General features: G+C 71.4%; 4 protein-coding genes. All 4 read right to left on the bottom strand.

The genetic code is table 11. The features are described 5' to 3' along the window. Positions 1–83: 83 nt before the first annotated feature. Positions 84–1,217, bottom strand: coding sequence for a phosphate ABC transporter substrate-binding protein PstS (pstS, locus tag ABTX78_RS31815; protein ID WP_352210247.1), 1,134 nt, complete (start codon positions 1,215–1,217; stop codon positions 84–86). A 414-nt stretch (positions 1,218–1,631) separates the two neighbouring features. Beyond that, positions 1,632–2,048 (bottom strand): NUDIX hydrolase, encoded by a 417-nt coding sequence (locus ABTX78_RS31810; RefSeq protein WP_352210246.1) that lies wholly within the window; start codon positions 2,046–2,048, stop codon positions 1,632–1,634. Positions 2,049–2,149: 101 nt separating this feature from the next. Continuing rightward, complete coding sequence (locus tag ABTX78_RS31805) at positions 2,150–3,229, bottom strand: CHAD domain-containing protein (RefSeq protein WP_502994022.1); 1,080 nt, start codon at positions 3,227–3,229, stop codon at positions 2,150–2,152. Continuing rightward, positions 3,216–5,444 (bottom strand): RNA degradosome polyphosphate kinase, encoded by a 2,229-nt coding sequence (locus ABTX78_RS31800; protein WP_352210245.1) that lies wholly within the window; start codon positions 5,442–5,444, stop codon positions 3,216–3,218. Before ABTX78_RS31800 ends, ABTX78_RS31805 begins: the two co-directional genes overlap by 14 nt. Positions 5,445–6,000: the final 556 nt, after the last annotated feature.

Genomic DNA, 6,000 nt, shown 5'->3' with positions numbered 1-6,000 from the left:
CACGAGGCGGCACTCGGCGTGGGCGGCGGCACCGCTGGCCCTGGCTCTGCTGGCGACCGGCTGGCCCCCGCCGGCCGGTTGCGTTACTTCAGACCCGCGACGGTCTCGCGGACCTTGGCGTTGATCTCGGTCGGGATCGGGGCGTAACCGGCCTCGGAGAGGACCTTCTGGCCCTCGTCGCCGGCGGTGTAGGTCAGGAAGGACTTGACCGTACCCAGCGTCTCGGCCTTGTTGCCCGTGTCGCAGACGACCTCGTAGGTCACGAGGACGATCGGGTAGGCGCCGTCGGCCTTGGTGGTGTAGTCCAGCTCGAGAGCGAGGTCCTTGCCGGTGCCCTTGACCTTGGCGGCGGCGATGGCCTTGGAGGCGTTCTCGGAGGTGGCCTTCACCGGAGCGGCGGCACCGGTGTTGATGTCCACGGTCGGGATGGACTGCGAGCTGGCGTAGGAGAGCTCGAAGTAGCCGATCGCACCGTCGACCTGCTTGACCTGGGCGGCGACACCGGAGGAGCCGGACGCGGCCTGGCCGCCGGGGGCGGGCCAGCTCTTCTCGGCCTCGTAGGGCCACTCCGCCTTGGCGGTCTTGCCGAGGTACTTGCCGAGGTTCTGCGTGGTGCCGGAGTCCTCGGAGCGGTGGAAGGCCTGGATCGCCTTGTCCGGGAGCGTCTTGCCCTTGTTCAGAGCGGCGATCGCCGGGTCGTTCCACTTCTTGATCTTGTTGTTGAAGATCTTGGCGATCGTCGGGGCGTCCAGGGTCAGACCCTCGACACCGGACAGGTTGTAACCGATCGCGATGGGGCCGCCGACCATGGGCAGGTTGATGCCCTGGCCGCCCTTGCAGATCTTCTTCGAGTCCTCGACCTCTTCGGGCTTGAGGGCCGAGTCGGATCCGGCGAAGCCCACCGTGCCCTGGTTGAAGGCGACGATGCCCTCACCGGAGGAGGAGGACTTGTAGTTGACCTCCACGCCGGAGCAGGCCGCCATGTAGTTCTTGACCCACAGGTCCATGGCGTTCTTCTGCGCGCTGGAGCCGGAGGCGGGCAGCTTGCCCTTGGCGTCGTCGCACTTGATGTTCGATGCGGCGTTGGTCTTCTCGCCGGTGCCGCCGGTGCCGCCCGCGTTGTCGTCCGAACCACACGCCGTGAGGACCAGGGCGCCGGTCACGGCGAGGGCGCCGAGCGCGGTGGCGCGAAGCCCGTTCTTGCGCTGAAGCTTCACTTTCGGGTGTTCCTTCCAGGAGCCGCCGGACGCTGACCTGAGTCGGGGACGTTCGAAGCGGCGTGTGTCGGGGTGGGGGGAGCCGGCTCTTTTGCCGGTCACCGTGTAGGGCCGAAATTAGGCAGATCAGGTGAAGCGGCCCAAGGTGGAGAGTGAACGGAAGGTGAACCGTGTCGGGCGGCTGGGTGCCTGGTGGCGTGGCGGGTCGGACGGTCGCGCTCCGTTCACCTGCACCTCTGTCCCGGTGACCGTCCGTACGTCTGTCCGGCATGGGGCGGCGAACGGTCGCGTCGAGGTCGGGGGCCGCCGACGGGACGGGTCCGGGGCGGCTCCTGCCCCGGGCTCCGGAACCTCGGCTCTCAGGTCTCAGGTGGTGACCCTCGGCCTTCGGCGTCTACGTCCCGGCCTCGTGCGTCAGGCCGAGTGCAGCGCGTCGAGGAGCGCGTCCAGCAGCATGCGGTCCCGCGGCTGCGTCAGCCGGTTGCGTGCCGCGGCGGGCGGCAGCCAGAGAATGCGGTCCACCTCCTCGCTCGGGGTGAAGGACCCCGTCGTCGCCTCGGCCGCCCAGTACGTGACCTGCTTGGGGCGCCCGTTCGCAAAGTAGCGCGCGGTCGGCAGCCGGGCACCGGGGACACACGCGTGACCGGTCTCCTCCAGCACTTCGCGCAACGCACCGGCGAGGGTGTCCTCACCGCGTTTCAGTTTGCCTTTCGGGTGCGACCAGTCGTCGTACTTGGGCCGGTGCACCAGACAGATCTCCAGGCCCTCGTCGTACGGGGCCCGGCGCCAGAGCACGCACCCCGCCGCACGGACCGTGCTGCCGTCACCCATCAGAAGCCCGCCTTCATGAGCCGCCTCCATGGCTCGCCTCGTGTGCCCGGTCCCATGCGCCCGTCCTTCTGAACCGCATCGAGGACCAGGACCGGGGTCCTTCATGGCGCGGATACCGCGGTGGTGGTCCGCCACACCTCCTGGAAGGCGAACCGGGCCGCCTCCACCTCGTGCCGCTGGTCCGCGTGCAGCACCCCCAGCGCGTACGCCGTGGCCGGAGCGATCCGGGGGGTGCGGGCCGCGGCGGCGGCAGCGGCGGCCGCCTCGGCGGCGTCACGGTGCCGGTCGAGGACCTGGCCCGCGCGGCACAGCACCGGGTCCGCGTTCGGGTGGAGCACTTCCTGGGCGTACCGGTGCAGCCGCAGCAACTGGCGGACCTGGTGCCAGGGCGCGTCCTGGGCCTCGCCGGCCGACGCGGTGGCGAGACCGTGCACGAGGGCCTCGGCGTTGTACGGGTGCCCTGCCCTCGACAGCGGCAGTGCGGCGACCGCGTCCACCAGCCGTTGCTCGGCGACCTCGGCGGCGGGGGCCAGGGCCTCCGAGGCCGGGGCGCCCGCGACGGCGCCGAGCGGCAGCTCGGAGGCGAGTACGGCGACGGCGTCGGCGACGCCGTGGAAGCGCGAGGACCCCAGCGCCTGGAGGGCGGCGGAGTGGGCGCGCGTCCGCGCGAGGGTGAGCTGCCGCTCCAGCAGGGCGCCCGCGCGTGCCGCGCCCACCGTGAGACTGCCGGAGGGGCGGGTTGCGTCCGTGGCCTTGGGGCCCGTGGCACCGTCCAGCACCCGGAACGCACCCCGGGCCGGCGGCACGGGCGTAACGCCCGAGAGCCGGGACAGGGCGCTCAGCAGCCGGTTCAGCCGCGAGGTGCAGGCGTGTTCCTGCGCCAGCGTGGCGGACAGCCAGGCCAGCTCGGTCCGCAGATCGTCCGCCCAGCCCGGGTCGAGCAGCGGCCGGAAGGTGTGCAGGATCCCGCTGATACGGCGGGCGGCCATGCGCAGCGACCGGGCGGCCTCGGCCGCGCCCGCCGTATCCGAACCGCTCTCGGTGTGCATCCGCAGGCTGCGCAGGAAGTCGCCCGCCCGTGCGTTCAGGTACCGGGCGAGAGCATCGCCCGCGGTGACCGCGATGGGGGGACCGGACGGGACGGCGGGTGCGTCCCCCCGGGACAGATCAGGGCTGTGCACGCCGGCGCCTCCGGGCGTCTATGAGCATCTCCTGTACGTTCCGCAGCGGCTGGCCGTCCGGATCCGTCGCATGCCGGGTCCATGCGCCATCCGGGCCGAGATGCCAGGAAGACGTGGAGTCGGACATGCCGGTCTCCAGAAGGCGGGTGATCGTCGCGCGGTGGGCGGGGTCGGTGACCCGCACCAGAGCCTCGATACGACGGTCGAGGTTGCGGTGCATCATGTCGGCGCTGCCGAACCACACCTCGGGTTCTCCGCCGTTGCCGAAGGAGAAGATCCGGGAGTGTTCGAGGAAGCGTCCGAGGATGGAGCGCACGCGTATGTTCTCCGAGAGCCCGGTGACGCCGGGGCGCAGGGCGCAGATGCCCCGCACCCAGATGTCGATCGGCACGCCCGCCATCGCGGCCCGGTAGCAGGCGTCGATGACCGCCTCGTCCACCAGCGAGTTGACCTTGATACGGACGTACGCGGGGCGCCCGGCGCGGTGGTGCGCCGCCTCCTTGTTGATGCGCGCGATGAGACCGTCGCGCAGGGACTTGGGGGCGACCAGCAGCCGGCGGTAGGTCTCGCGCCGTGAGTAGCCCGACAGCCTGTTGAACAGGTCGGACAGGTCGGCGCCGACCTGCGGGTCGGCGGTCAGCAGCCCCAGGTCCTCGTACAGCCGGGCGGTCTTCGGGTGGTAGTTGCCGGTGCCGACGTGAGAGTAGCGGCGCAGTGTCTCGCCCTCCTGGCGCACCACCAGGGACAGCTTGCAGTGGGTCTTCAGGCCGACCAGGCCGTAGACGACGTGGCAGCCGGACTCCTCCAGCTTGCGCGCCCACTTGATGTTGGCCTGCTCGTCGAAACGGGCCTTGATCTCGACCAGGACGAGGACCTGCTTGCCCGACTCGGCGGCGTCTATCAGCGCGTCCACGATGGGCGAGTCGCCCGAGGTCCGGTACAGGGTCTGCTTGATCGCGAGCACGTCCGGGTCGGCGGCGGCCTGCTCCAGGAATGCCTGCACGGACGTGGAGAAGCTGTCGTACGGGTGGTGCAGCAGGACGTCGCGCTCGCGCAGCGCCATGAAGATGTCGGGTGCGGAGGCCGACTCGACCTCGGCGAGGTCCCGGTGGGTGCCGGCGACGAACTTGGGGAACTTCAGCTCGGGCCGGTCCAGCGCCGCGATGCCGAAGAGCCCGGTCAGGTCCAGCGGGCCCGGCAGCGGATAGACCTCGGCGTCGGACACCTTCAGCTCGCGGACCAGCAGGTCGAGGACGTACGGGTCGATGGACTCCTCGACCTCCAGGCGCACCGGCGGCCCGAAGCGGCGCCGCATGAGCTCCTTCTCCAGCGCCTGGAGCAGGTTCTCGGCGTCGTCCTCCTCGACCTCCAGGTCCTCGTTCCTGGTCACCCGGAACATGTGGTGCGCGAGCACCTCCATGCCGGGGAACAGCTCCTCCAGGTGGGCCGCGATGACGTCCTCCAGCGGTACGTACCGCTGCGGCGAGGCCTCCAGGAAGCGGGAGAGCAGGGGCGGGACCTTCACCCGGGCGAAGTGGCGGTGGCCGCTGACCGGGTTGCGGACGACGACCGCGAGGTTCAGCGAGAGCCCGGAGATGTACGGGAAGGGGTGCGCCGGGTCGACGGCCAGCGGCGTGAGCACCGGGAAGATCTGCTGCCGGAACAGGGTGAACAGCCGCGCCTGCTCCTTCTCGGTGAGGTCCGGCCACCGGATCAGGTGGACGCCTTCCTCGGCGAGCGCCGGGGCGATGTCCTGCTGGTAGGCGGCGGCGTGCCGGGCCATGAGCTCGCGGGAGCGGGTCCAGATCAGGTCGAGGACCTCGCGCGGCTGGAGGCCGGACGCCGAACGGGTGGCGACACCGGTGGCGATACGGCGCTTGAGGCCGGCCACCCGGACCATGAAGAACTCGTCCAGGTTGGACGCGAAGATGGCGAGGAAGTTCGCCCGTTCGAGCAGCGGGGTGGCCGGATCCTCGGCGAGCTCCAGGACTCGCTCGTTGAACGCGAGCCAGCTCCGCTCCCGGTCCAGGAACCGTCCCTGGGGCAGCTCGGCGCCCGATCCGTCGTAATCCTCCTCGTAGCCGTCGAGATCGGCGTCGAGGTCGGGTTCCAGCTCGGACACCGTGGCCGCGACGGTGTGCGGGCGGTGCGCGGCGATGGAACCGACGGACGGCTGGGGGTGCTGGACCGGTACCTCGGCGGGCTGCTGACTCATGGACCCATTCTTCCGCGTAGTGGGTCTGACGGGCGCGTCGGAGGGTGCCGGATCGAGGTGGAATCTGCCGTTGGGGGAGGCGGGCACGGCGGGCTGCATTGAGAGAGGGTCGCAAGGGTGTCTGAATGGCCGGTAACGACGACATGACGTGTGGGAAAGCGCGGCAGGGCTCCCCGGGGTCGCGCGAGGGGTCCGGCCCGGGATTCGGGGGCGTTCCGGCGGGTCCGGCGGCGTGGGCCGCCAGGCCCCGGGGGTGCGGGGTCAGCCGTGGCGCCGGCGCGGCAGCCGGAATGCGGCGGCGGTGACGGCGGCGGCAAGGGCCGGGGAGGGACCGGTCCCGGCGGGCTGGATCGGCCGGAAGAGGCCCCGCCGCACCGAACCGGGTGAGCACGACAGGCCGGGGCGGCACGGGTGTGCGGGCGAGGTTCCGTCCGGGCCGGTGCCAGCAGGTGAGCGATCAACCGGCCGTGGAGCTCGCCCGGGGGCCGTATGCGTCCGGAGGGCGACGGACAGCACCTGGCCGCGGGTGTCGGTTCGGGCCGTCGGCGCGCGCGGT

It is taken from the genome of Streptomyces sp. NPDC096193, assembly GCF_040302905.1.
GTDB lineage: Bacteria > Actinomycetota > Actinomycetes > Streptomycetales > Streptomycetaceae > Streptomyces.
The sequence above is the reverse complement of the archived record's forward strand: the minus strand, read 5'-3'. Positions and strand labels throughout refer to the sequence as shown.